Annotated in this window: 24 protein-coding genes and 1 tRNA gene; 17 read left to right on the top strand and 8 right to left on the bottom strand. The window is 73.7% G+C overall.

Annotation, left to right across the window (positions count from 1 at the left end):
• The first annotated feature begins 244 nt into the window (after nt 1–244).
• The 7 genes from DQ237_RS09490 (at nt 245) to DQ237_RS09460 (ending at nt 8,200) form a co-directional block, all read left to right on the top strand.
• A complete protein-coding gene (locus tag DQ237_RS09490; RefSeq protein ID WP_113799556.1) occupies nt 245–1,183 on the top strand; it encodes a Rossmann-like and DUF2520 domain-containing protein in 939 nt (312 codons plus the stop codon).
• Nucleotides 1,180–2,028 (top strand): pantoate--beta-alanine ligase, encoded by an 849-nt coding sequence (gene panC, locus DQ237_RS09485; RefSeq protein ID WP_113799554.1) that lies wholly within the window; start codon nt 1,180–1,182, stop codon nt 2,026–2,028. Before DQ237_RS09490 ends, panC begins: the two co-directional genes overlap by 4 nt.
• Nucleotides 2,025–2,450 (top strand): aspartate 1-decarboxylase, encoded by a 426-nt coding sequence (gene panD, locus DQ237_RS09480; RefSeq protein WP_113799552.1) that lies wholly within the window; start codon nt 2,025–2,027, stop codon nt 2,448–2,450. Before panC ends, panD begins: the two co-directional genes overlap by 4 nt.
• Nucleotides 2,447–3,244, top strand: coding sequence for a type III pantothenate kinase (locus DQ237_RS09475; protein ID WP_240619536.1), 798 nt, complete (start codon nt 2,447–2,449; stop codon nt 3,242–3,244). The genes panD and DQ237_RS09475 overlap by 4 nt, the downstream gene beginning before the upstream one ends.
• Before the next feature lie 85 nt (nt 3,245–3,329).
• Nucleotides 3,330–4,787 carry a lysine--tRNA ligase gene (lysS, locus tag DQ237_RS09470; protein ID WP_113800054.1) on the top strand — a complete coding sequence of 486 codons (1,458 nt, stop codon included), beginning with the start codon at nt 3,330–3,332 and terminating at the stop codon, nt 4,785–4,787.
• 144 nt (nt 4,788–4,931) lie between these two features.
• Complete coding sequence (locus DQ237_RS09465; RefSeq protein ID WP_113799550.1) at nt 4,932–5,276, top strand: Lsr2 family protein; 345 nt, start codon at nt 4,932–4,934, stop codon at nt 5,274–5,276.
• A gap of 395 nt (nt 5,277–5,671) precedes the next feature.
• Nucleotides 5,672–8,200, top strand: coding sequence for an ATP-dependent Clp protease ATP-binding subunit (locus tag DQ237_RS09460; protein WP_113799548.1), 2,529 nt, complete (start codon nt 5,672–5,674; stop codon nt 8,198–8,200).
• A gap of 169 nt (nt 8,201–8,369) precedes the next feature.
• Here the strand turns inward: DQ237_RS09460 and DQ237_RS09455 are convergent, their stop codons facing one another.
• Nucleotides 8,370–9,257, bottom strand: coding sequence for an A/G-specific adenine glycosylase (locus DQ237_RS09455; protein ID WP_205730149.1), 888 nt, complete (start codon nt 9,255–9,257; stop codon nt 8,370–8,372).
• A 77-nt stretch (nt 9,258–9,334) separates the two neighbouring features.
• Here DQ237_RS09455 and DQ237_RS09450 point away from each other — a divergent pair, with 77 nt between their 5' ends.
• Entirely contained in the window at nt 9,335–10,012 is a 678-nt protein-coding gene (locus DQ237_RS09450; RefSeq protein WP_113799544.1) for a MucR family transcriptional regulator, read from the top strand.
• A 25-nt stretch (nt 10,013–10,037) separates the two neighbouring features.
• Here the strand turns inward: DQ237_RS09450 and disA are convergent, their stop codons facing one another.
• The 4 genes from disA to DQ237_RS09430 form a co-directional block, all read right to left on the bottom strand.
• Nucleotides 10,038–11,123, bottom strand: coding sequence for a DNA integrity scanning diadenylate cyclase DisA (disA, locus tag DQ237_RS09445; RefSeq protein WP_113799542.1), 1,086 nt, complete (start codon nt 11,121–11,123; stop codon nt 10,038–10,040).
• A gap of 111 nt (nt 11,124–11,234) precedes the next feature.
• Nucleotides 11,235–12,602: a DNA repair protein RadA gene (gene radA, locus DQ237_RS09440; RefSeq protein ID WP_113799540.1), complete on the bottom strand. Its 1,368-nt coding sequence runs from the start codon at nt 12,600–12,602 to the stop codon at nt 11,235–11,237.
• A 113-nt stretch (nt 12,603–12,715) separates the two neighbouring features.
• Entirely contained in the window at nt 12,716–13,417 is a 702-nt protein-coding gene (locus tag DQ237_RS09435) for a hypothetical protein (protein WP_113799538.1), read from the bottom strand.
• Between the two features lie 136 nt (nt 13,418–13,553).
• Nucleotides 13,554–14,411: a UbiA family prenyltransferase gene (locus tag DQ237_RS09430; RefSeq protein WP_240619533.1), complete on the bottom strand. Its 858-nt coding sequence runs from the start codon at nt 14,409–14,411 to the stop codon at nt 13,554–13,556.
• Nucleotides 14,412–14,532: 121 nt separating this feature from the next.
• Here DQ237_RS09430 and DQ237_RS09425 point away from each other — a divergent pair, with 121 nt between their 5' ends.
• The 5 genes from DQ237_RS09425 to rlmB are packed head-to-tail and all read left to right on the top strand — an operon-like array spanning nt 14,533 to nt 18,654.
• Nucleotides 14,533–15,015, top strand: coding sequence for a CarD family transcriptional regulator (locus DQ237_RS09425; RefSeq protein WP_097206868.1), 483 nt, complete (start codon nt 14,533–14,535; stop codon nt 15,013–15,015).
• A gap of 46 nt (nt 15,016–15,061) precedes the next feature.
• Nucleotides 15,062–15,760: a 2-C-methyl-D-erythritol 4-phosphate cytidylyltransferase gene (gene ispD, locus DQ237_RS09420; RefSeq protein WP_113799534.1), complete on the top strand. Its 699-nt coding sequence runs from the start codon at nt 15,062–15,064 to the stop codon at nt 15,758–15,760.
• On the top strand, nt 15,757–16,278 hold the full coding sequence (ispF, locus tag DQ237_RS09415; RefSeq protein ID WP_113799532.1) for a 2-C-methyl-D-erythritol 2,4-cyclodiphosphate synthase: 522 nt from the start codon (nt 15,757–15,759) through the stop codon (nt 16,276–16,278). The genes ispD and ispF overlap by 4 nt, the downstream gene beginning before the upstream one ends.
• A 10-nt stretch (nt 16,279–16,288) precedes the next feature.
• Nucleotides 16,289–17,689 carry a cysteine--tRNA ligase gene (gene cysS / locus DQ237_RS09410; RefSeq protein ID WP_113799530.1) on the top strand — a complete coding sequence of 467 codons (1,401 nt, stop codon included), beginning with the start codon at nt 16,289–16,291 and terminating at the stop codon, nt 17,687–17,689.
• Nucleotides 17,671–18,654 carry a 23S rRNA (guanosine(2251)-2'-O)-methyltransferase RlmB gene (gene rlmB / locus DQ237_RS09405; RefSeq protein ID WP_240619532.1) on the top strand — a complete coding sequence of 328 codons (984 nt, stop codon included), beginning with the start codon at nt 17,671–17,673 and terminating at the stop codon, nt 18,652–18,654. Before cysS ends, rlmB begins: the two co-directional genes overlap by 19 nt.
• 88 nt (nt 18,655–18,742) lie before the next feature.
• Here rlmB and DQ237_RS09400 read toward each other — a convergent pair whose 3' ends face one another.
• Entirely contained in the window at nt 18,743–20,023 is a 1,281-nt protein-coding gene (locus tag DQ237_RS09400) for a DUF445 domain-containing protein (RefSeq protein ID WP_113799527.1), read from the bottom strand.
• Nucleotides 20,024–20,066: 43 nt separating this feature from the next.
• Nucleotides 20,067–21,371: a S1C family serine protease gene (locus tag DQ237_RS09395; RefSeq protein WP_240619531.1), complete on the bottom strand. Its 1,305-nt coding sequence runs from the start codon at nt 21,369–21,371 to the stop codon at nt 20,067–20,069.
• A 199-nt stretch (nt 21,372–21,570) separates the two neighbouring features.
• Here DQ237_RS09395 and DQ237_RS09390 point away from each other — a divergent pair, with 199 nt between their 5' ends.
• Entirely contained in the window at nt 21,571–22,212 is a 642-nt protein-coding gene (locus DQ237_RS09390) for a hypothetical protein (RefSeq protein ID WP_166509558.1), read from the top strand.
• A 109-nt stretch (nt 22,213–22,321) separates the two neighbouring features.
• A tRNA-Thr gene (locus DQ237_RS09385) sits at nt 22,322–22,394 on the top strand.
• On the opposite strand, the gene DQ237_RS09380 is transcribed toward DQ237_RS09385, so the two are convergent.
• Entirely contained in the window at nt 22,394–22,792 is a 399-nt protein-coding gene (locus tag DQ237_RS09380; protein WP_113799521.1) for a DUF5313 family protein, read from the bottom strand. The two genes, DQ237_RS09385 and DQ237_RS09380, sit on opposite strands and share 1 nt — an antisense overlap.
• Before the next feature lie 65 nt (nt 22,793–22,857).
• Here DQ237_RS09380 and rarD point away from each other — a divergent pair, with 65 nt between their 5' ends.
• Together rarD and DQ237_RS09370 are read left to right on the top strand one after the other, a co-directional pair.
• Entirely contained in the window at nt 22,858–23,775 is a 918-nt protein-coding gene (gene rarD, locus DQ237_RS09375) for an EamA family transporter RarD (protein ID WP_113799519.1), read from the top strand.
• 117 nt (nt 23,776–23,892) lie between these two features.
• Complete coding sequence (locus tag DQ237_RS09370) at nt 23,893–24,231, top strand: DUF3263 domain-containing protein (RefSeq protein WP_113800050.1); 339 nt, start codon at nt 23,893–23,895, stop codon at nt 24,229–24,231.
• The last annotated feature ends 71 nt before the right edge of the window (nt 24,232–24,302 follow it).

Raw genomic sequence — 24,302 nt, 5'->3', positions numbered from 1 at the left:
CACGGTAGGGCGGCTGCCCGGCGCGGCTCAGCGCGGGGGAGGCGACCCGGGTGAGCTAGCACACAGGGCGGTGCCGTTGCGGGGCGGCCGGCGGGGTCACACACTCGCCATCGGCATGTCGCCCGCGTGACACATCCGGTTGCAGCGGGCGCCGTCCGAGAGCTCGACCCGCACGACCACCTCGCGGCCACCGGCCGCGACCGACGTCCGGTACCCGCACGGGACTGGAACGAGAGGTGCACCGATGCCTGCTTCCCGCAGGACACGCGCCGCCGGGCTGACCCCGGCCTCCGACGCGCCCGCGCGACTCCGCGTGGGCGTCATCGGCGCCGGCCGCGTCGGCGCCGTCCTCGGTGCCGCTCTCGCCGCCGCCGGCCACGACGTCGTCGCCACATCCGGTCTCTCCGCCGCCTCCGCCGAGCGTGCCGCCCGGCTCCTGCCCGGGGTTCCGCTCGTGCCCGCCGACGAGGTCGTCGCCGCGTCCGACCTGGTCGTCCTCGCCGTCCCCGACGACACGCTCCCCGGCCTGGTCGCGGGCCTGGCCGAGACCGGCGCCTGGCGTCCGGGCCAGCTCGCCTTCCACACCTCCGGCGCGCACGGTCTGGCCGTGCTCGCGCCCGCCACCGAGACCGGGGTCCTGGCCCTCGCGCTGCACCCGGCCATGACCTTCTCCGGCGCCCCCGAGGACGCCGACCGGCTCGAGGGCACCCCCTTCGGCGTCACCAGCCGGCCCGAGCACCGGCCGGTCGCCGAGACCCTCGTCCTGGAGATGGGCGGGGAGCCGTTCTTCGTGGCCGAGGCCGACCGCGGGCTCTACCACGCGGCCCTGGTCACCGGCGCGAACCACCTGGTGACGCTGGTGGCCGAGGCCGCCGACCTGCTGCGCACCGCGGGCGTCACCGATCCCGCACGGGTGCTTGCCCCCCTGCTCACCGCCGCCCTGGACAACGGGCTGCGCCGGGGCGACCGCGGCCTCACCGGCCCGGTCAGCCGGGGCGACGTCGGAACCGTGGGCCGCCACCTGGAGACGCTGGCCGAGCGGGCGCCCGACGCCGTCGCCGCGTACGTCGCGATGGCGCGGCGCACCACGGAGCGGGCGCTGGCCGCCGGACGGCTCAAGCGGCACGAGGGGGCCCCGCTGCTCGACCTGCTCAGCGGGACCGCCGAGGAGGCCGCGCGATGACCGGCTCGCCCGCCGTCGCGGAGTCGGTCGCGGAGCTGCGCCGCCTCGTCGACCAGCTGCCGGGGCCGGTCGCGCTGGTGCCCACGATGGGGGCGCTGCACGAGGGGCACCGGACGCTGGTCCGCGCCGCCCGCGAGCGCGCCGGCAGCGTCGTCGTCTCGGTGTTCGTGAACCCCACCCAGTTCGGTCCCGGCGAGGACTTCGACCGCTACCCCCGCACCTGGGACGCCGACCTGCTCGCGCTGGCCGAGGAGGGCGCCGACGTCGTCTTCCACCCGTCGGTCGAGGAGGTCTACCCCTCCGGCGCCCTGGGCGTCACGGTCGAGCCCGGCCCCCTGGGTGCGGTGCTCGAGGGCGCGATCCGGCCGGGCCACTTCGCCGGCGTGCTCACCGTCGTCGCCAAGCTGTTCGGCCTGGTGCGGCCCGACCTCGCCTTCTTCGGCGAGAAGGACTACCAGCAGCTGACCCTCGTCCGCGCCATGGCGCGCGAGCTGGCACTGGGCGTGGAGGTCGTCGGCATCCCGACCGTGCGCGAGGACGACGGGATGGCGCTGTCCAGCCGCAACCGGTACCTCGCGCCCGAGCAGCGTGCCGCGGCCGCCGCGGTGTCCGCCGCGCTCCGGGCGGGCGCCGCCTGCGGGCCGGAGGGTCCCGACGCGGTGCTCGCCGCGGCACGGGCCGTGCTCGCCGCGCAGCCGTCGCTGGTCCCGGACTACCTGGAACTCACCGACGTGGACCTGGGCCCGGTGCCCGCCACGGGCCCCGCCCGGCTGCTGGTCGCCGTCCGCGCCGGCAGCACCCGACTCCTCGACAACACCGCAGTGACCCTGGGAGAGCCCCGATGATGCGCACCATGCTCAAGTCCAAGATCCACCGGGCGACCGTCACCCAGGCCGACCTGCACTACGTGGGCTCGGTGACCGTCGACGAGGACCTCCTCGACGCCGCCGACCTCATCCCCGGCGAGCAGGTCGCGATCGTCGACATCACCAACGGGGCACGGCTGGAGACCTACGTGATCCCCGGCGAGCGGGGCAGCGGCGTCATCGGCATCAACGGTGCCGCCGCGCACCTGGTGCACCCCGGTGACATGGTGATCCTCATCAGCTACGGCCTGATGGACGAGACCGAGGCCAAGAGCTACATCCCGCGGGTCGTGCACGTCGACGCCGACAACCGCGTGGTCGAGCTGGGCGGGGACCCGTCGGCCCCCGTCCCCGGCGCGACCGACCAGCGGCGCAGCGACCTCGGCGTGCCCGTCCGGTGACGCTGCTGACGGTCGACGTCGGCAACAGCCAGACCGTCCTCGCCACCTTCGACGGCGAGCGCCGGGTCGGCTCCTGGCGGGTCACCACCGCCCCGCGGGCCACCGCCGACGAGCTGCGCATGGTGTGGCGCGGTCTGCTACGCGACACCGAGGTCACCGGGGTCGCGGCCTGCTCCACCGTGCCCGCGCTGCTGCCGTCGCTGCGCCAGCTGCTGGACTCCCTCGACGTCCCCGTCACCCTCATCGGTCCGGGCGTGCGCACCGGCGTCCCGCTGCACGTCGACAACCCCCGCGAGGTGGGCGCCGACCGCGTCGTGACCGCGCTGGCGGCGCACGAGCTGTTCGGCCGGGACGACGACGGCCGGGCGCGACCGGTGGTCGTCGTCGACTTCGGCACCTCCACGAACGTCGACGCCGTCGGCCCGGGCGGGCAGTTCCTCGGGGGCGCGCTCGCGCCGGGCCTGGAGGTCAGCCTCGACGCCCTGGCCAGCCGCGCCGCGCAGCTCCGCTCGGTGGAGCTGACCTGCCCTCCGCAGGCCATCGGCAAGAACACGGTGGCCGCGCTGCAGTCGGGGCTCGTCCTCGGGTTCGCCGGGCTGGTCGACGGGCTGGTCACCCGCATCTCCGCCGAGCTGGTCGCCCAGTTCGGTTCCACCCCGGTCGTCGTGGCCACCGGAGGTCTCGCCCCGGTGGTGGCCGACAGCTGCGCCTCGATCGGCCCCCGGGAGCCCGACCTGACCGTCCACGGCCTCCGGCTGGCCTTCCAGCGGCATCAGGCGCAAGCCTCCCGGTGAGCCGCCCGTACGCTTTCCTCCCGTGAGCGAAGGACCGAACGGCCCCGGCAGCGACGACAACGGCGGCGAGGAGCTGCCCGAGCAGATGCGGGTCCGTCGCGCCAAGCTCGACCGGCTGCGCGAGTCGGGTACCGATCCCTACCCGGTCTCGGTGCCGCGGACGACGTCGCTCACCGACGTCCGGACGGCGCACCCCGACCTCGAGCCGGACACCATGACCGGCGAGCGGGTCGGCGTGACCGGGCGCGTCATCTTCTCCCGGAACACCGGCAAGCTGGCCTTCGCGACGCTGCGCGAGGGCGACGCCGAGCTGCAGGTCATGCTCTCCCGCGACCGCGTCGGCGAGGACGCGCTGGCGGCGTGGAAGGCCGACGTCGACCTCGGCGACCACGTGTTCGTCGAGGGCGAGGTCGGGACGTCGCGGCGCGGTGAGCTGTCGGTGTTCGCCGACTCCTGGCAGCTGACCGCCAAGTCGTTGCGCCCGCTGCCGGTGGCGCACAAGCCCATGAGCGAGGAGCTGCGGGTCCGCCGCCGCTACGTGGACCTCATCGTCCGCGACGAGGCCCGGCGGACGGTCCGCCAGCGCGCCACGGTCATGTCCACGCTGCGGGCGGGACTGGGACGGCGGGACTTCATCGAGGTCGAGACGCCGATGCTGCAGACCGTGCACGGCGGCGCGGCGGCCCGGCCCTTCCGCACGCACATGAATGCGTTCGACCTCGATCTCTACCTGCGCATCGCGCCCGAGCTCTTCCTCAAGCGCTGCATCGTCGGCGGCCTGGACCGGGTGTTCGAGATCAACCGCAACTTCCGCAACGAAGGCGCCGACAGCTCGCACTCCCCGGAGTTCGCGATGCTGGAGTTCTACGCCGCCTACGCCGATTACCAGGACGTCGCGACCATCACGCGGGAACTGGTGCAGGAGAGCTGTGCCGCGCTGTTCGGCGACCACGTCGCGCGCCACCACGACGGCACCGAGGTGGACCTTTCCGGGGAATGGCGCCAGGTGAAGCTGTTCGACCTGGTGAGCGAGGCGGTCGGGGAGACGGTGACGCCGCAGACGCCGATCGAGCACCTGCGGGCACTGGCCGAGCAGCACGAGGTCGGCGTCGACCCGGCCTGGATCCACGGCAAGCTGGTCGAGGAGATCTTCGAGGCGCTGGTGCAGCCCTCGCTGCAGGAGCCCACGTTCGTCATGGACTACCCGGTCGACACCTCGCCGCTCACGCGGGCGCACCGCTCGGAGCCCGGCGTGGCGGAGAAGTGGGACCTCTACATCGGCGGCATCGAGCGCGGCACGGGCTACTCCGAGCTCGTCGACCCGGTCGTGCAGCGGGAGCGGTTCACCCAGCAGGCGCTGCTCGCGGCTGCCGGTGACCCGGAGGCCATGGCGCTCGACGAGGACTTCCTCGAGGCGCTGGAGTACGGGATGCCACCGACCGGCGGCGTCGGCATGGGCATGGACCGCCTGATGATGACCCTGACCGGGCTCGGGATCCGCGAGACGATCCTGTTCCCGCTGGTGAGACCTATTAGTTCCTGATCCGTTCCTCTTCGCGTCACCACAAAAGGGCAGAGTTCCTGCACCGCAATCGCGGTAATTGCATGCACTCGTGCTTTAATCGAATCGCACCCGCCGGGTGTGAATACCGATCGGCTCCGAGCCGTTGTGAAAAGCGAGGAACGAATGGCACGCAAGGTCCAGGTCATCCTGAGCGACGACCTCGACGAGAATCTCCCGGCCGACGAGACCGTCAGCTTCTCGCTGGACGGGACCTCGTACGAGATCGACCTGGCGGAGAAGAACGCCAAGGAGATGCGTGACGCTCTCGCCCGCTACGTCTCGGCGGCGCGCAAGGTCGGCCGCGGCACCCGTGCCTCCGGTGGTGGGCGGTCCCGCGCCACCGGCGGTCGCATGGACCGCGAGCAGGCCGGCGCCATCCGCGACTGGGCCCGCAAGAACGGCCACGCCGTCAGCGACCGCGGTCGCATCCCGGCCAGCGTCGTCGAGGCCTACGAGGCCGCGCACTGACGGCCTCGTCCGGAGGCGCGGCCCGAGCCTGCGAGGGCTGAGAGGGACGAGGTCCTTCTGCTGCCCCCCACAGCTCGCATGCTCGCGGTGGGCCCCTGCAGGCAGGCCGCTGACGTCAGCTCACCGAGCCCGGTTCCCGAGAGGGAGCCGGGCTCGCGGCGTTCCCGGGGCGGCGCGCCGTCGTCCGCTCTCGGCGTAACGGGGGAGGAACACCACCCCGGGGGCGGGAGTTGGAACGGACAGCCATCCACCGGCCCGCCGCGTGACGACGGGACGGCGTGGTCCGCGACTACAGTGGAAAGACCGGTGCCCCCGCGCGCCGACGGACGTCGGGTGCTCCTCCCCATCTCCGGGGAGGGCAGTGCCGGACCAGCCGGTCAGAGGAGAAGCAGCAGATGTTCGAACGGTTCACCGACCGAGCCCGCCGAGTCGTCGTCCTGGCCCAGGAAGAGGCCCGGATGCTCAACCACAACTACATCGGCACCGAGCACATCCTCCTGGGCTTGATCCACGAGGGTGAGGGCGTCGCTGCCAAGGCCCTGGAGTCCCTCGGCATCTCGCTCGAGGGCGTCCGCCAGCAGGTCGAGGAGATCATCGGGCAGGGCCAGCAGGCGCCGTCCGGCCACATCCCCTTCACCCCGCGGGCGAAGAAGGTCCTCGAGCTGTCGCTGCGCGAGGCGCTCCAGCTCGGCCACAACTACATCGGCACCGAGCACATCCTGCTCGGCCTGATCCGCGAGGGCGAGGGCGTCGCCGCCCAGGTCCTCGTCAAGCTCGGCGCCGACCTCAACCGCGTCCGCCAGCAGGTCATCCAGCTGCTGAGCGGCTACCAGGGCAAGGAGCCCGCCGCCGCCGGCGGCCCGGCCGAGGGCACCCCCTCGACCTCCCTGGTGCTCGACCAGTTCGGCCGCAACCTCACGCAGGCCGCCCGCGACCAGAAGCTCGACCCGGTCATCGGGCGGGCCAAGGAGATCGAGCGGGTCATGCAGGTGCTGTCGCGGCGCACCAAGAACAACCCGGTCCTCATCGGCGAGCCCGGCGTCGGCAAGACCGCCGTCGTCGAGGGGCTGGCGCAGGCCATCGTCAAGGGCGAGGTGCCCGAGACGCTGAAGGACAAGCAGCTCTACACGCTCGACCTCGGAGCACTGGTCGCCGGTTCCCGCTACCGCGGTGACTTCGAGGAGCGCCTCAAGAAGGTCCTCAAGGAGATCCGCACCCGCGGCGACATCATCCTGTTCATCGACGAGATCCACACCCTCGTCGGTGCCGGTGCTGCCGAGGGCGCGATCGACGCCGCCAGCATCCTCAAGCCGATGCTGGCCCGCGGTGAGCTGCAGACCATCGGCGCCACCACGCTCGACGAGTACCGCAAGCACCTGGAGAAGGACGCCGCCCTCGAGCGCCGCTTCCAGCCGATCCAGGTGGGTGAGCCGACGCTGGCCCACACCATCGAGATCCTCAAGGGGCTGCGCGACCGGTACGAGGCGCACCACCGGATCAGCATCACCGACGGCGCGCTCGTCGCCGCCGCGACGCTGGCCGACCGGTACATCTCCGACCGCTTCCTGCCGGACAAGGCGATCGACCTGATCGACGAGGCCGGCGCCCGGATGCGGATCAAGCGGATGACCGCGCCGCCGGACCTGCGCGAGTTCGACGACAAGATCGCCGGCGTCCGCCGCGAGAAGGAGTCGGCGATCGACGCGCAGGACTTCGAGAAGGCCGCGGCGCTGCGCGACACCGAGAAGCAGCTGCTGGGCGAGAAGGCCGAGCGCGAGAAGCAGTGGAAGGCCGGCGACATGGACGTCGTCGCCGAGGTCGACGACGAGCAGATCGCCGAGGTCCTCGCCAACTGGACGGGCATCCCGGTCTTCAAGCTGACCGAGGAGGAGACCTCGCGCCTGCTCCGCATGGAGGACGAGCTCCACAAGCGGATCATCGGCCAGGAAGAGGCCATCAAGAGCGTCAGCCAGGCGATCCGGCGCACGCGTGCGGGCCTCAAGGACCCGCGCCGTCCGGGTGGTTCCTTCATCTTCGCCGGCCCCTCGGGTGTCGGTAAGACGGAGCTGGCGAAGGCCCTGGCGCAGTTCCTGTTCGGTGAGGACGACGCCCTCATCCAGATCGACATGGGTGAGTTCCACGACCGCTTCACCGTGTCCCGCCTCGTCGGTGCCCCTCCCGGCTACGTCGGCTACGACGAGGGCGGCCAGCTGACCGAGAAGGTGCGGCGCAAGCCGTTCTCGGTGGTCCTCTTCGACGAGATCGAGAAGGCCCACGCGGACGTGTTCAACACGCTGCTGCAGGTGCTCGAGGACGGTCGGCTCACCGACGGTCAGGGCCGGATCGTGGACTTCAAGAACACGATCCTGATCCTCACGACCAACCTCGGTACGCGGGACATCTCGAAGGCCGTCGGCCTCGGCTTCCAGGCCGGGAACGACGACCAGAGCAACTACGAGCGGATGAAGCTGAAGGTCCACGAGGAGCTGAAGCAGCACTTCCGCCCGGAGTTCCTCAACCGCATCGACGACATCGTCGTGTTCCACCAGCTGACCGAGAACGAGATCATCCGGATCGTCGACCTCATGCTGGCCCGGGTCGAGACCCAGCTCGGGAACAAGGACATGGCGCTCGAGGTCACGCCGGCGGCGAAGAAGCTGCTGGCCGCCCGCGGCTTCGACCCCGTCCTGGGTGCCCGGCCGCTGCGCCGGACCATCCAGCGGGAGATCGAGGACGCCCTCTCGGAGAAGATCCTCTTCGGCGAGCTGGCCAGCGGCCAGATCATCGTGGTGGACGTCGACGACGCCGAGGGTGCTGCGCAGAAGTTCACCTTCCGCGGCGAGGCCAAGCCGGTCGACCTGCCCGACACCCCGCCGGTGGCGCTGTCCGGCGGCGAGGACGAGGGCCAGGCCGCCGCGGAGTGATCCGCAGCTAGGACGAGACGACGGGGCCGTTCCCACCGCCAGGTGGGGGCGGCCCCGTCGCCGTTCCCGGGGCCCGCTGTTGATCAGGTCTCCTGATCAACAGGGGTCCTCCCTCACGACCGGTGCTGAGGGAGGACCCAGAACGATCAGGTGACCTGATCACCAGGGGTCAGGCGGGGAGGCGGAAGAGGCCGTCGTCGGTCTGCTCCACGAGGCCGTCGGTCAGCAGCGAGTCCAGGCAGCGGGAGCGCTGGACGGCGTCGTCCCACGCGATGTCGAGCGCGGCGGCGTCCACCGGCTCGCGCGCGGCGCGCAGGACGTCGAGCAGCCGGCCGCGTACCTGCCGGTCGGTGCCGGCGAACTTCTGCACCCGACGCGGCGGACCGTCGTGCGCAGGAGATCCGGCCAGCCGCCACGCGCAGCGGTCGCGCACCGGGCAGACCCCGCACCGGGGCGTTCCCGCGACGCACACCAGCGCCCCGAGCTCCATGACCGCCACCGAGAAGCGCACGGCGCGGTCGTGGTCCTCGGGGGCGAGCGCAGCGATGTCCTGGAGGTCGGCGGCGCGCGCGGTGGCCGCCTCCGCGCGTCCGTGCACCAGCCGGGCCACCACGCGGCGGACGTTGGTGTCGACCACCGGCTGTCGCTGCCCGTAGCCGAAGCAGGCGACCGCGCGGGCGGTGTACGTGCCGACGCCCGGGAGCGCCTCCAGGGCTGTCACGTCAGCCGGTACGACGCCCTGGTGCCGCTCGGTGATGGCGACGGCGGCCTCGCGCAGCCGCAACGCCCGCCTGGGGTACCCCAGCTTGCCCCAGGCGCGGATCACCTCGCCGGCGGGCTCGGCGGCCAGGTCGGCGGGCCGCGGCCAGCGGGCCATCCACTCGCGCCAGACGGGTTCGACCCGCGCGACCGGCGTCTGCTGGAGCATCACCTCGCTGACCAGCACCGCCCAGGCGTCCACTCCGGGAACTCGCCACGGGAGGTCTCGGGCCGCTGAGGCGTACCAGTCGACGATGGCCTCTCCGACGGGCGCCTCTGGTGCGGTGGGGGAGGTCACGGGCACCCAGTGTGCCGTTCGGCGGGAGCGGCGCGCCGAGCGGGACGGCGAGGAGCTCGCCGATTACCGTTCCCGGCGTGTTGCACCCGGTCGGCCCGCTGCCTGCAGCCGTGTACTGGCGGCGCCGACTGGTCGTCCTGGTGGTCCTGGTGGCGCTGGTGGGCGGTCTCACGTGGCTGACCCTGGTGCTGCTCGACCGCCGGACCGCAGGGCAGGGTGCGGCGTCGGAGAGTGCCCGGGCCACCGAGGTACCTGCCCTGGACCGCATCGTTCCCTCGGTGGGCGCGGTACGGACGCCGGACGAGCCCAGCCCGGCGCCCGCTAGGAGTGACGCGAACGCGCCGGCACCGGCCGCCCCCGAGCCGGGTGGCCCCTGCGCCGACGCCGCCCTCGGGCTCGAGGTGCGCACCCCGGGGGTCGTCGCGGTGGGGAGCAAGCCGACCTTCGAGCTGGTGGTGACCAACACCGGCGCCGTCCCGTGCGTGCGCGCCCTGGACAAGGAGCTCCAGGAGCTCGTGCTCGTCGACAGCGCCGGCGGGCGGGTGTGGGGCAGCAACGACTGCTTCCCGGAGAGCAGCGACGAGCAGCGCACGCTCGCGCCGGGGGAGAGCGTGGTCGTCCCGGTGGTGTGGGGTGGCCGCACCAGCGAGCCCTCGTGCAGCACCCCGCGGACGACGCCGGCGCCGGGCTCCTACCTGGTCCGCGCGCGGCTGGACACCAAGGTCTCTCCCGACGCCCCGCTCGTCCTCCAGTGACGCCCGGGCGGAACGGGGTCCCCGCTCAGCTGTAGCGGTCGAGGATGGAGGTCTCGGCGAGGCGGGACAGCCCCTCGCGGATGCCGCGGGCGCGGGCCTCGCCGACGCCCTCGACGGCCAGCAGGTCCTCGATCGTGGCGGCCAACAGCTTCTGGAGCCCGCCGAAGTGGTCGACCAGGCGGTCGATGATCCCGGCCGGCAGCCGGGGGACGCGGGCCAGCAGGCGGTAGCCGCGCGGACTGACGGGGGAGTCCAGCGCGTCGGGCGAGGTCGGCAGGCCGTAGCACCGGGCGACGGCGGAGAGGTCGAGCAGCTCGGTCGCGGTGAGCGCCCGCAGGTCGGTGAGGACCTGGTCGATGGTCCGCTGGCGCCGCCCGCTGGAGGGCAGGTAGTCGCGTACCAGCAGGCCGCGGTCGTCCTCGACGCCGGCGAGCATCTCGTCCAGCTGCAGGGCCAGCAGCCGGCCATCGGTACCGAGCTCGACGACGAAGCCTTCGATCTCGTCGGCGATCCGGCGCACCATCTCCAGCCGCTGGCTGACGCTCATCGCATCGCGGACGGTGACCAGGTCCTCGATCTCCAGAGCCGACAGCGTGCTCGCGACCTCGTCCAGCCGGAGCTTGTACCGCTCCAGGGCGGCGAGGGCCTGGTTGGCGCGGGCGAGGATCGTGGTCGGGTGCTCGAGGGTGTACCGGCGGCCGGCGACGTAGACGCTGATGATGTGCATCGACTGGCTGACCGAGATCACCGGGAAGCCGCTCTGGATCGCCACGCGCTCGGCGGTGCGGTGGCGGGTGCCGGACTCCTCCGTGGGAACGGTCGGGTCGGGCATCAGGTGCACGCCCGCCCGGACGATCCGGGTGCCGTCGTAGGAGACGATCACCGCGCCGTCCATCTTGGCCAGTTCGCGCAGCCGGGTGGCCGACAGCGCGACGTCGAGGGCGAACCCGCCGGTGCAGATCGACTCGACCACCCGGTCGTAGCCGAGCACGATCAGCGCGCCGGTGCGGCCGGCGAGGATGCGCTCCAGTCCGTCGCGCAGCGCCGTGCCGGGGGCGATGCGGCCGAGGAGTTCGCGCAGGGCGATCTCGGGGTCCACGGCGGCGGGCACGAGCGCTCCTGACGGTCGAGTGGTGCGGCGGTTGAGTCTACGTGCCGGCGTCGTGGTCGGGATGCCCTCGGGTCCGGCTCTGGTTGCGGTGAGCTACGAAACTCTACGGGCTCAGAACAGGCGGTGGAAGGCGGCACCGAGGTCGGGCACCTCGATGAGCCGCATGCCCGCCGGAGCGGACCCGGCGTCGGGCGGGACGAGCGCCGTCCGGTACCCCTGGCGCGCCGCTTCGGCGAGCCGGCGGCCCGTGCCGCCGACGCGGCGGATCTCGCCGGACAGCCCGACCTCGCCGAGCGCCACCATCCCGGCGGGCAGCGGGCGGTCCTTGGATGCCGACGCGATGGCCAGCGCGAGCGCCAGGTCCGCAGCCGGCTCCGCGATGCGCACGCCCCCGACGGAAGCCGCGAACACGTCGGCGTCGGCCAGCCTCACGCCGCCGCGGCGCTCGACGACCGCGTTCACCATGGCCACGCGCTGACCGTCCAGACCGCTCACCGCGCGGCGAGGCGAACCGCCGCCTCCGGTGCTCGCGACCAGGGCCTGCACCTCGGCGAGCAGGGGGCGGCTGCCCTCCAGGGTGACCGTGACGCAGCTGCCCGGGACCGGGTCGGCCCGACGGGACACGAACAGAGCCGAGGGGTCGGGGACGCCGACGACCCCGGTGTCGCCGATCTCGAAGCAGCCGATCTCGTCGGCGGGGCCGAAGCGGTTCTTCGTGGCCCGGACCATCCGGAGTGTCGAGTGCCGCTCGCCGTCGAAGGAGATGACGACATCGACGAGGTGTTCGAGGGTGCGGGGGCCCGCGATGGCGCCGTCCTTGGTCACGTGGCCGACCAGGATCGTGGTCATCCCGCGGCTCTTGGCCACACCGGTCAGCGCGGAGGCCACGGCTCGTACCTGCGTGGAGCCGCCGTCGGTGCCCTCGACGGCCGGGGACCGGACGGTCTGGACGCTGTCGAGGACGAGGAGCGAGGGCTTGACCTCCTCGACGTGTGCCAGAACGGCCGAGAGCTCGGTCTCCGCCGCGAGGTAGAGGCGGTCGTGGAGGGCGCCGATGCGCTCGGCGCGCAGTCGCACCTGCCCGGCCGACTCCTCCCCGGAGACCACCAGCGCGGGCCCGTTCGCGGCGGCGACCCGGTGGGCCACCTCGAGCAGCAGCGTGGACTTGCCGACGCCCGGCTCACCGGCGACCAGCAGCACCGCACCTGGCACCAGCCCGCCACCGAGGACGCGGTCGAACTCGTCGATGCCGGTGGGCACCGCGCGGGCGCCGGCCAGCTCGACCTGCGCGATGGGACGGGCGGGGGTGGTGACCTGACCCGCGGAGACGGCGCGCAGCCCGGTGGTGGGTGCGCCGGTCTCCTGCAGGGTGCCCCAGGCCTGGCACTCCGGGCAGCGACCGACCCACTTGGCGGACACGTACCCGCACTCGGAACAGCGGTGGGACGGGCGGACGGACTTCGCTCCGGCAGGTGGCACGTGACGACGCTAACCGGGGGGAACGACAGAACCGGCGGAACGCGCGAACGGCGGCCCCGGATCGGGGCCGCCGTTCGCGGTGGTGCTCAGGTGCTGCAGGTCCGGCGGGGGCGTCACTCGCCGCCTTCGCGGCCGACCTCGCCACCCTCTTCCGCTTCGTGGTGGAAGTCGAAGGGCTCGCCGCGCTCGAGCTCGCGGCCCGGGGTGCCGACGCTGACCAGCAGCGTGACCTCGCCGGCGTTCTCGAAGGTGAGCGTGAGCTCGATGGAGCCGCCGGTGGTGAGCGCCTCGTCCAGGCCGTTCAGCGTGATCGCCGGCGCGTCCTCGGAGCCGATGAAGACCGACGAGCCGGCGGGGATCTCCAGCTCCGAGGGGGCCGCGGTCGTCGGTGCTGCGGTCGTGGGCCGCGCCGGGGTCGAGCTGGGAGTGCCGCTGCCGGCCGAGGGCGTGGCGGCGGCCGAGGGGGTGGCGCTGGTGCTGGCCGCGCTGCTGGTCGACGGCGACGCGGCACCGGAGTCGCTGATCGTCGCGTCGCTGAAGCCCTCGCCGGAGATGTCGGTGAGGGTGTCGGCCTGGTCGGAGGCGTTCACGATCGCCATCACGAGCGGGGCGTCGTCACCGGCCTCGTAGGTGCCGCCGTCGGGGTACTCGAGGGAGGCCTGGCGGATCGTGATGTCGCCGACCTTCGCCATGGAGCCGACCTTGTCGCGCTCCTGGGTGGCGGTCTGCGTGACCTGACCGGCGCTGCACGCCGACAGGGCGAGCGGGGAGAGGAGCAGAACGCCCATGGTGGCGGCGCGCAGAGCGCGGTTCACAGCTGTCGACCTCCAGCAGGACCGTGCCGGCCACCGCGGGATCGGTGGCACGGAGACGGGCTGAGCGTATCGGTCGCCCGCCCGGGTCGCCCGCAGGGAGCGGCGGCCGGTCGCGCGCCCGGTCGCCCCGGGCGTGTCAGACGAGGCCCGAGCCTCCGGCGAGCAGCAGGACGACGTCGAGGACGGTCAGCAGCATCACCGCGGGGAAGGCCCACCGCCGGAAGGCCGGACGGCCCGCGAGGCCGGCCACGACGGCGGCCGGTACGGCGAGCCCCAGGGCGGCCCAGCCGGTGCTGGTGGGGCGGCCCGCCGGGCCGAGGACCAGGACGAGGGTGGCGGCAGCGAGCAGCGTCGCGCCGACGACGGCCGACAGGCGGGCTCCCAGCCGGTGGGGGAGCCCGCGCACGCCGGTCGCCAGATCGTCCTCGAGGTCGGGTGCGACGTTGGCCAGGTGCGCGGCACCACCCAGCGCGGCACCGGCGGTGACCAGCCACCACGGGGCCCCGGCGCCGCCGGGTGCGGCGGACACCACGCCGGCGGGGAGGGCCCCGAAGCCCACGACGTAGCCGGCGCCGGACCAGATCGTGCGCTTCAGGCCCGCGTTGTAGGCCCATCCGCTGGCCACGAGCAGCAGCAGGAGCAGCCCGGGGACGAGCCCGACCAGCAGCGACAGGACGACGGCCGCCGCGGCCGCGACGAGGGCGAGCAGGCGGAGCAGGTCGGGGGAGACCGCCCCCTGGACGACCGGTTTGTCCGCCCGCGCGACGGCGCGGTCCCGGTCGGCGTCGAGCCAGTCGTTGCTCCACCCGATGGACGCCTGACCTGCGAGGACGGCGAGACCGACGAGGACGGCGCGGCCACCGGAGGTGCCCGCCGCGAGGGCGAGGAGGGTGGCGACGGTGGTGACGGCGACGGCCGGGCCGGGGTGCGTCGCCAGGGCCAGGGCCCGCAGCGACGACGACGGCCGCGCCGCGCCCGGAGGCACATCAATCACGCTCTGTCAACCCCCTGAGGCCAATGCATCAAGGCTCTGACCTGCAGATTTACTGCCCGGACGCGATCCGTTGGTCAGTGTGCCGTGCTAACCTAGAGACAGCGAAAGGGGTCACATTCACATGGGCTTCACTGTCGGCGAGACCGTCGTCTACCCGCACCACGGCGCTGCTCTGATCGAGGCGATCGAGAAGCGGGTCATCAAGGGCGAAGAGAAGGCCTACCTCGTGCTGAAGGTCGCCCAGGGCGACCTCACGGTGCGCGTGCCGGCCGACAACGCAGAGATCGTCGGCGTCCGTGACGTCGTCGGTCAGGAGGGCCTCAACCGGGTCTTCGAGGTGCTGCGTGCCCCCCACACCGAGGAGCCGACCAACTGGTCGCGGCGCTACAAGGCCAACCTCGAGAAGCTCGCCTCTGGTGACGTGAACAAGGTCGCCGAGGTCGTGCGCGACCTGTGGCGTCGCGACAAGGACCGCGGCCTGTCGGCCGGGGAGAAGCGCATGCTCTCCAAGGCCCGCCAGATCCTGGTCAGCGAGCTCGCGCTCGCCGAGGGCACCAACGAGGACAAGGCCGAGGTCCTCCTCGACGAGGTCCTCGCCAGCTGAGTCCGCCGCCGGCGAACTCACCCCGCGTACTCACCGAACCGCTCCCGTGCACGCTGTCGCGATCGTCGCAGCGGCCGGGAGCGGTTCGCGTCTGGGTGCCGCGCTCCCGAAGGCCCTCGTCCCGCTCGCCGGCCGCCCGCTGGTGGTGTGGGCGGTCGAGGGGCTGCTCGCCGGAGGCGTCGACGAGGTCGTCGTGACCGTCCCGGCCACCGAGCGCGCCGCGTTCGCCGACGCGCTGCCCGCCGGCGTCCGGCTGGTGGACGGCGGGGCGACCCGCACCGCCTCGGTCCGTGCCGGGCTCGCCGCCGTGACCGATCCCGGCCGCCCCGCCGCCGATGTCGTCCTGGTGCACGACGCCGCCCGACCGCTCACCCCGCCCGACGTCGCCGCGCGGGTGCTCGCCGCACTGGCCGCGGGTGCGCCGGCGGTCGTCCCGGTGCTGCCCGTCGTCGACACCACCGTGCTGGTGGACGACGACGGCGCCGTCACCGATGCCGTCCCGCGCGCACCGCTGCGCCGGGTGCAGACCCCTCAGGGGTTCGACCGGGCGACCCTCGTGGCGGCCTACTCGGCGCTGGCCGATGACGCCGAGCTCACCGACGACGCCGCCGTCGTCCGGGCCGCCGGTGTGCGGGTGACCACCGTGCCCGGCGACGAGCGGTCGGCCAAGGTGACCGTTCCGCACGACCTGACCGTCGCCGAGCTCGCGGTCACCCTCGGACCGTCTGGCACGGTGACGGCATGACCGAGCTGCCCAGGGTCGGCGTCGGCACCGACGTGCACCCCATCGAGGCCGGGCGCCCCTGCTGGCTGGCGGGGCTCGAGTGGCCGGGCGTCGACGGCTGCGCCGGACACTCCGACGGCGACATCGTGGCCCACGCGATCACCGACGCGGTCCTCTCTGCGGCGGGGCTGGGCGACATCGGCGGCCTGCTGGGCACCGACGACCCCCGGTGGGCCGGCGCCCGCGGCGCCGACGTCCTCCTGCACGTCCGCGAGGTCCTGGACGCCGCGGGCTGGCGGGTGGGCAACGTGTCGGTGCAGCTGGTCGCGGCGACGCCGAAGCTCGCCGCCCGCCGCGACGAGGCGGAGACGGTGCTCTCGGCCGCGCTCGGTGCGCCGGTCGCCGTCGCGGCCACCACCACCGACGGCCTCGGGCTCACCGGCCGGGGCGAGGGACGGGCGGCCGTCGCGACCGCGCTGGTGGTCCGGACGGGGGAGCCGGCCGCTCCGCCGGTAGGAGAGGGCCGGAAAGCTCCGTAGACTCCGCGTAGTGAGCCTCCGCCTGTACGACACGGCCGCCCGCGCGGTCCGCGACTTCACGCCCCTGCGTGCCGGTCAGGCATCCGTCTACGTCTGCGGGCTCACCGTGCAGGGCCCGCCGCACGTCGGCCACATCCGGGCGGCGGTCTCCTTCGACGTGCTGCGTCGCTGGCTGGCCGCGAGCGGGCTCGAGGTCACCTACGTCCGCAACGTGACCGACATCGACGACAAGATCCTCGCGAAGTCCGCCGAGCACGGCGTGCCGTGGTGGGCCTGGGCGTACGAGAACGAGCGCGCGTGCACCCGCGCCTACGACGTCCTCGGGGTCCTCCCACCCACCTACGAGCCGCGGGCCACCGGTCACGTGCCCGAGATGGTCACGCTGATGGAGCGGCTGATCGAGCGGGGGCACGCCTACGCCGTGGACGGCGACGTCTACTTCGACGTCCGCTCCTTCCCCGAGTACGGGGCCCTGACCGGGCAGCGGCTGGAGAACCTCGAGCCGGCCGGCGACACCGAGACCGACGACCGCAAGCGCGACCCCCGCGACTTCGCCCTCTGGAAGGGCGCCAAGCCGGGGGAGCCCGAGACGGCGTCCTGGTCGACGCCGTGGGGTCGCGGGCGACCCGGCTGGCACCTGGAGTGCTCGGCGATGGCCGGCAAGTACCTGGGCGAGGCGTTCGACATCCACGGCGGAGGCCTGGACCTGCGCTTCCCGCACCACGAGAACGAGCAGGCGCAGTCGCGCGCGGCCGGTGAGGACTTCGCCCAGTACTGGATGCACAACGGCTGGGTCACCCTCGGTGGCGAGAAGATGAGCAAGTCGCTGGGCAACACGGCGCTGGTCGACGAGGTCGTCCAGCGGGTGCGCCCGGTCGAGCTGCGCTACTACCTGGTGGCCCCGCACTACCGCTCGACGATCGAGTTCACCGACTCCGCGCTCGAGGAGGCCGGGCAGGCCTACCGCCGGATCGAGTCGTTCGTGAAGCGCGCGGCAGAGCGGGTGGGGGCCGATGCCGGTGCCCCGGTGCTCTGCGCCGACTTCAGCACCGCCCTCGACGACGACCTGGGCACCCCGGCGGCCGTCGCGGCCATCCACGAGACCGTGCGCGAGGGCAACACCGCACTCGCCGACGGGAACGACCAGGCCGTCGCCGGAACCCTCGGCTCGGTCCGCGCCATGCTCGGGGTCCTGGGCCTGGATCCGCTGGACCCGCAGTGGGCGACCGACTCCGACGACCGGCTGGCGCAGGCCACCGACGGGCTGGTGGCGCTCGCGCTCGAGCAGCGCCAGGCCGCCCGCGCACGCAAGGACTTCGCGGCGGCGGACGCGATCCGCGACCAGCTCGCCGCCCTCGGCCTCTCGGTCGAGGACACCCCGCAAGGAACCCGATGGGAGCTGAGCCGCTGATGGCCGGCAACAGCCAGCGCCGAGGCCGGAGCGACGGCGCCGGCAAGAAGACCGCCACCGCAGGGACGGGGGGCAAGAACCGGCGCTCGCTCGCCGGGCGCGGCGCGACCCCGCCGGCGGCTGCGCGGACCGGCCACCCGGCCCAGCGGCGTGCCGCGGCCGAGGCGCGTCAGCGTGCGGACCGGGCGCGCGCCCGTCAGCGTGCCGAGGAACAGCCCGAGCTGCTGCTGGGCCGCAACCCCGTGGTCGAGGCGCTGCGCGCCCGCATCCCGGCGACGGCGCTGTACGTCGTCACCGGCGACACCACCCGGCCGGGCGCGGACGAGCGCATCACCGAGGCCCTCGGCCTGGCCGCGGACCGCGGGCTGCCGCTGCTCGAGGTGGGCAAGGCCGAGTTCGACCGGATGTCGCAGGGCGCGCTGCACCAGGGCATCGGGCTGCAGGTGCCGCCGTACGAGTACGCGCACCCCGACGACCTCGTCGACATCGCCCGCGACTCGGGCCGCGCGCCGCTGATCGTGGCGATGGACGGCGTCACCGACCCGCGCAACCTCGGCGCCGTCGTGCGGTCCGCCGCGGCCTTCGACGCGCACGGCGTGGTCGTGCCGCAGCGTCGGGCGGTCGGCATGACGGCTTCGGCCTGGCGCACCAGCGCCGGTGCGGCGGCCCGCCTGCGCGTGGCCCGTGCGGTGAACCTGCCCCGGGCGCTGGCCGCCTACCAGGATGCCGGGCTGCAGACCGTGGGTCTGGCCGGCGACGGGGACGTCGACCTGCACGAGTACGACGGCTTCGCCGACCCGGTGGCGCTGGTGGTGGGCGCCGAGGGCACGGGCCTCTCGCGGCTGGTGCGGGAGAAGTGCGACGTCGTCGTCCGCATCCCGATCGGGCGCGACACGGAGTCGCTCAACGTCAGCGTCGCGGCGGGCATCGCCCTCTACCAGGCGGCAGCAGCGCGCCGCGGATGATCAGGTGACCTGGTCACGACGGGTCCTCCCTCACGACCGGTGCTGAGGGAGGACCCGGAACGATCAGGTGACCTGATCATCACGGAGGTCAGCCGATGAGCTGGGCCAGCGTGTAGATCACCAGGCCGGCCAGCCCGCCGACCACCGTGCCGTTCACCCGGATCCACTGCAGGTCCCGGCCCACCTGGAGCTCGATGCGCCGGCTGGTCTCCTCGGTGTCCCACCGGGCGACCGTGCTGCTCACCAGGTCGGCGAGGTCACCGGAGAACCGCTCCACCGCGTAGCCCGCGGCCCGGCCGCTGTGCCGCTGCACCAGCTCGCGCACCGTCTGGTCGTGTTGCAGGAGCTTCGCGCCGTCGAGGATCAGGGCGGTGACCCGCCCCCGCAGCGCGGACGTCGGGTCGGCGGCCGCGGCGAGGACGGCGTTCTTCGCGGTCGTCCACAGCGAGCCGGACCAGACGCGGATCGCCGGGTGCTCCAGCACCTCGCGCTTGAACTCCTCCACCCGGGCCGCGGTGTCCGGATCGGTGCGCAGCGCGTGCACGTAGGCGCGCAACCGAGCGTCGTAGGAGCGTCGCAGCTCATGGCGGGGGTCGGCGCCCACCTCGGCGAGGAAGCGGTGGATGCCCGCGAAGGCGCGGTCGAAGACCCGGTCGTCCACCCAGTCGGGGACCCACGCGGGGGAGGCGTCGCCGAGCTGGGCCCGGAACACCAGGCGGTTCTCGTCGAGGAAGCGGGCCATCAGCCGGAGTGCTGCCGACAGGACCTCCTGGTGCCGGTCGCCGTCCACGACGAGCTCCAGCACGCGGGCGACGGCCGGGGCGGCCGGCGTCTCGTGCAGCTTGCGGTCGACGAGTGCGGCCACGGCCGGCTGAACGTCCTCGTCCTGGATCAGGTCGGTGACCGCGGTGAGCACCTTCGCGGCGTCGCCGCCCAGCCGCTCCGCTCGACCCGGAGCGGCCAGGAACCCGCCGAGCCGACCGGGTACGTCGACGGTGGCCAGCTTCTCCTCGATGACGCCGCGGGTCAGGAAGTTCTCCTGGACGAAGGTGCCCAGGCTCTCGCCGATCTGGTCCTTCTTGCGCGGGATGATCGCGGTGTGCGGGATCGGCAGCCCGAGCGGGTGCCGGAAGAGAGCGGTGACGGCGAACCAGTCGGCCAGGGCGCCGACCATCGAGGCCTCCGCGGTCGCCCGCACGTAGCCGACCCAGGCGCCGGTTTCCTCGCCGAGCAGCACGCAGGTGAGGAAGACGGCGGCGGCGAGCAGGAACAGCCCGGTCGCGAGCCGCTTCATGCGGGCGAGGTCGCGCGCGCGGGCCGGGTCGTCGAGGGACCCGGCCAGCGGTGCGGTCAGTCGGGAGGCGGCCACCCGGCCCAGCGTAGGGACCGGGCCGGGGTGGTCACCGCCGCCCTCAGCTGGTCTCGCCCAGGGTGACCTCGACGCTGCGGGTGTCCGACCCGCGGCGGACGGTCAGCTCCACCGTGTCGCCGGGGGCCAGGCTCCGCACCGCGGCGGTCAGCTCCGTCGAGGTGGTCACCGGGCGGCTGCCCACGGCGGTGACGACGTCCCCGCGCTGCAGTCCGGCCTTCTCCGCGGCGCTGCCGGACTCCACGGTCTGCAGCTGCGCCCCGGTGCCGACCTCCGGGTTCGGGCCGTCGGTGGCGGTACCGGCGCTGACCCCCAGGTAGGCCCGGGTGGCCTTGCCGTTCTCGATGATCTCCTGGGCGACCCGCTTGGCGGTGTTGCCGGGGATGGCGAAGCCGACGCCGATGTTGCCGCTCTGCGACTGCCCGCCCGGCACGCCGGAGGCCACCGTGGCGATGGCGGAGTTGATGCCGATGACCTCGCCGGCCGCGTCGACCAGCGCACCGCCGGAGTTGCCGGGGTTGATCGCCGCATCGGTCTGGATCGCGTCGATGACCGTGGCGTCGTCCTGCGTGGAACCGGTGGCGACGGCGCGGTTCGTGGCGCTGATGATGCCGTCGGTGACGGTGTTCGACAGGCCCAGCGGAGCACCGATCGCGACGGCGAGGTCGCCGACCTGGACGTCGTCGGAGTCGGCGAAGGTGGCCGGCGTCAGGTCCTCGGCCCCGTCCAGCCGCAGCACGGCCAGGTCGAACGCCGGGTCGGTGCCGACGACGTCGGCGTCGTACAGCGTGCCGTCGGCGGTCCGCACCTGGACGCTGCCGCCCTGCCCGCTCTCGGCGACGACGTGGTTGTTGGTCAGCACGTAGCCGTCGGCGGTGAGGACGACGCCGGAACCGCTGCCGGCGCCGCTGCCGCTGGCCACGTAGACGGTGACGACGCTCGGCGCCGCCTTGGCCGCGGCCGCGGTGGACGTCGTCGCACGGTCGGGGTCCTTGATGACGACGCTCTGGGCCGGTGCGGACGACGACGAGGTGGGGGAGGAGTCGTCGGCGAGTGTCGCCACCCCCGCGCCGGCGCCGCCGCCGATCAGTGCTCCGGCGACCAGGCCGGCGAGGCCGATGCGCCACCGGCCACCGCGCGAGGAGGTCCGCTCCGGCTGGGCCGCCGGGGGAGTGGGGAAACCGCCGTAACCGGGATAGGTCGGCGGCATCGGCGGCTGCTGGCCCGCGTGCCCCGGCTCCGCCGCCGGTTGGGGCGTCGTGTGCTGGACGGTGGCCTGCTGGCCGGTCGGATGCGGGGGCTGCCAGCCGAACTGCTGGCCCGTTCCGGGGTGCTGGTGCTCGGTCACGGGTTCGATCCTCTCCCGGCGCCGCCACCCGGCCGCGCCGTCGGGACCACTGTGCGTCGCGGCGCTGGTCCGCAACTGGACGCCGCCTGTGAGTCTGCTGGGCGCCGCGACCCGCGGTCGGCGACGGTTGGGGACCGGGGTGCCGGGGGTATGGCGGCCACGGCGGATCGGTCCGCCCCGTCCGCCGTGGAGGCTCCCCGTGCCCGTCCGTGGTCCTGTGCTCCGGTTCCTCGCCGGGGTCGGGCTGGTCCTCGTCGCAGCGCTCTCGGTCGTGGGTGGCATCGCCCTGCGCGGGCCGGGAGTGGTGGCCGTCCTGGTGTCGGGGGCGATGGCGGCGTGCGTGGCCGCCGGCGTGGTCCGCGAGTCCCGCGAGCCGCGGCGCAGGTCGGTCGCCGAGGCGGCGCTGCTGGTGGGCGGTGTCACCGTCGTGGCTCTGCTGGTGCTCAGTGGCACCGCCGTGCTCGCGGGTGGTGGTGTCGCGGTGCTGCTGGTCTCGGTCACGGGTGCCGGCTGGGGTGCGGCCCGCTGGAGCCGCGAGCGCCGCGCGAGGCAGGCGCTGTCCGGGCCGGCCGCGTCGAGCGGTCTCGACGGCCTCGACACGGGTGCGCTGACCGCGGAGTGGGTGCGGACCGGCGCCCTGCTGCGGGGTACGCCCTCCGCCTCGGCGCTGCAGGGCCTGGTGGTGCGCCGGGCCCACGTCCTCGACGAACTGGAGCGGCGCGACCCCGTCGGATTCGCGCGCTGGATGGCTGCCGGCCCGCTCGCGAGCGCCGACCCGGCCGGCTTCGTCCGGGTCGAGCCGCCGCGCGCCGACCCGAGCACGGAGACCGAGGCGGCCTGAGGCTGCGGCTGCGACCCAGGACCGTCGTCGCGCGAGCGGGCGGTGGCGCGGTCCGGGAGCGCAGCGGGGGTGTCCCTATCCTTGGAGCCGCGGGACCCGTGCCCGTGCCGCCGGCGTGGCGCAACTGGTAGCGCACCCGACTTGTAATCGGGCGGTTAGGGGTTCAAGTCCCCTCGTCGGCTCAGTCGAAGCTGCCCGCGCCGTCGCGCCGGTAGGGGGAGAGCCGTTCGAGGCGCTGCCGCTCCACGCGTTCGGCGCGCACCCGGGCCGCCGTCCCCGGCGCGTAGCCGGCCTTCGCCACCCGGTGCTCCACCGTCTCGACCATGAAGGCCATCGAGAACAGCAGGCCCAGCAGCAGCCCGCCGACCGCCGCCGAGGCCCGGTAGGCGAACGGGACCGGGACGGCGACGAGGCAGATCAGCACCAGCGGCGACAGCTGGACGACGGCGCGCGCGAGGTGCCGCCACACCCAGGTGCGACGGGTCGTGTCCTCGAGCACCCATGGCGACAGGTTCCGGGGGAGCCCCCCGCCGAGGGCGTACCAGATCCACCGGAGGGGACCGGGCCGCTGCGCGCTCACATCCCCGACGGTAGGCCGATCCGGTTGCGCGCGACCGGTCGGGCGGCCCGGCGTACGGTGCGGCGGTGGACGAGCGTCGCCTGGGGGTGGTCTCCGGGCTCGGCGCCTACGCGCTCTGGGGGATGTTCCCCCTCTACTTCCCGCTGCTCGAACCGGCGGGCGGGCTGGAGATCGTCGCCCATCGCGTGCTCTGGTCGCTGCTCTTCGTCGGGCTGCTGCTGACCGTCGCCCGCCGTTGGGGCCTGGTGCGGGCGGCGACCCGGGACCGCAGGACGCTCCTGGTGCTCGCCGGCGCGGCGGTGCTGATCGCGGCGAACTGGCTGATCTTCGTCTACGGCGTGAACTCCGGGCAGGTGGTGGAGACCTCGCTCGGCTACTTCATCAACCCCCTGGTCAGCGTGCTGCTGGGCGTCGTCGTCTTCACCGAGCGGCTGCGGCCGCTGCAGTGGGTGGCCGTCGCGATCGCCGCCGTTGCGGTGCTCGTCCTGACCGTCGACCACGGACGTCCGCCGTGGATCGCGCTGAGCCTCGCGGCCTCGTTCGGGCTCTACGGGGTCATGAAGAAGCTGGTCTCCGTCGAGGCGGCGCCCGGGCTGTTCCTGGAGACGGCGCTCGTCGCCGTGCCGGCCGCCGGCGTGCTCGCGGTCCTGCACGCCGGCGGGGAGGGCACGTTCGCCGCCGAGGGAGCCGGGCACGCCCTGCTCCTCATGAGTGCGGGGGTGGCGACGGCGGTGCCCCTGCTGCTGTTCGCCGCCGCCGCGCGACGCATACCGCTGTCGACGGTCGGCCTGCTGCAGTACCTGACCCCGCTCATGCAGCTGGCCATCGGCGTCTTCGTCTACGACGAGCCGATGCCGCCGGCACGACTGGCCGGGTTCGTGATCGTCTGGCTGGCGCTGGCGGTGTTCACCGCGGACGGTCTGCGACACGCCCGGGCGGGTTCGCGACACGCGTCACCGGAGCCCCTTCCTGTCACTCCCTGAGAGCGGCCGGGGACCCGCCGCAGCGGTGCCCCGGAAGTGTCGGAGGGCGGCGCTACGGTCGACCCCGAGCCGCCCGGGACGCCCCGGAGGCGAGTCCGGCAGGAAGTGGGAGCGACGATGATCAGCGACCCGACCCCCGTGGTCTCCCCGCCCCGGGTCGATGGGTCAGGGGAGCCGTCCGCGCAGGTCGGCGCGGCAGCGCTGACCCGGCGCGAGCACGAGATGCTCGGCTTCGAGCGCCAGTGGTGGCGGCGCGCGGGCGCCAAGGAGACGGCGATCCGAGACGTCTTCGGAACCACGCCGACCCGGTACTACCAGGCGCTCAACGCCCTGGTCGACCGGCCCGAGGCGCTGGCGGCGGATCCGCTGCTCGTGCGCCGGCTCCGTCGGGTCCGTACGGCGCGGCAACGTACTCGTTCGTCTCAGGTCCTGGGCAAGGCGAATTACATGGATTAGATTTGCTCACCGTGGGCAGGCACGCCGCGTCAGGCAGTGACGGACTGGACCAGGGGAACGCCCCTGCAGCC

The sequence above is a fragment of the Blastococcus sp. TF02-8 genome (assembly GCF_003319175.1).
Lineage (GTDB): Bacteria > Actinomycetota > Actinomycetes > Mycobacteriales > Geodermatophilaceae > Blastococcus.
Note: the sequence above shows the minus strand (reverse complement) of the source record. Positions and strands in the feature narration are given on the sequence as shown.

Excerpts from the sequence above, each read along its gene's own strand:
- DQ237_RS09490 (WP_113799556.1), top strand. The coding sequence starts at position 245 with ATGCCTGCTTCCCGCAGGACACGCGCCGCCGGGCTGACCCCGGCCTCC.
- panC (WP_113799554.1), top strand. The coding sequence starts at position 1,180 with ATGACCGGCTCGCCCGCCGTCGCGGAGTCGGTCGCGGAGCTGCGCCGC.
- panD (WP_113799552.1), top strand. The coding sequence starts at position 2,025 with ATGATGCGCACCATGCTCAAGTCCAAGATCCACCGGGCGACCGTCACC.
- lysS (WP_113800054.1), top strand. The coding sequence starts at position 3,330 with ATGCGGGTCCGTCGCGCCAAGCTCGACCGGCTGCGCGAGTCGGGTACC.
- DQ237_RS09465 (WP_113799550.1), top strand. The coding sequence starts at position 4,932 with ATGGCACGCAAGGTCCAGGTCATCCTGAGCGACGACCTCGACGAGAAT.
- DQ237_RS09460 (WP_113799548.1), top strand. The coding sequence starts at position 5,672 with ATGTTCGAACGGTTCACCGACCGAGCCCGCCGAGTCGTCGTCCTGGCC.
- DQ237_RS09425 (WP_097206868.1), top strand. The coding sequence starts at position 14,533 with ATGGGCTTCACTGTCGGCGAGACCGTCGTCTACCCGCACCACGGCGCT.
- ispF (WP_113799532.1), top strand. The coding sequence starts at position 15,757 with ATGACCGAGCTGCCCAGGGTCGGCGTCGGCACCGACGTGCACCCCATC.
- rlmB (WP_240619532.1), top strand. The coding sequence starts at position 17,671 with ATGGGAGCTGAGCCGCTGATGGCCGGCAACAGCCAGCGCCGAGGCCGG.
- DQ237_RS09370 (WP_113800050.1), top strand. The coding sequence starts at position 23,893 with ATGATCAGCGACCCGACCCCCGTGGTCTCCCCGCCCCGGGTCGATGGG.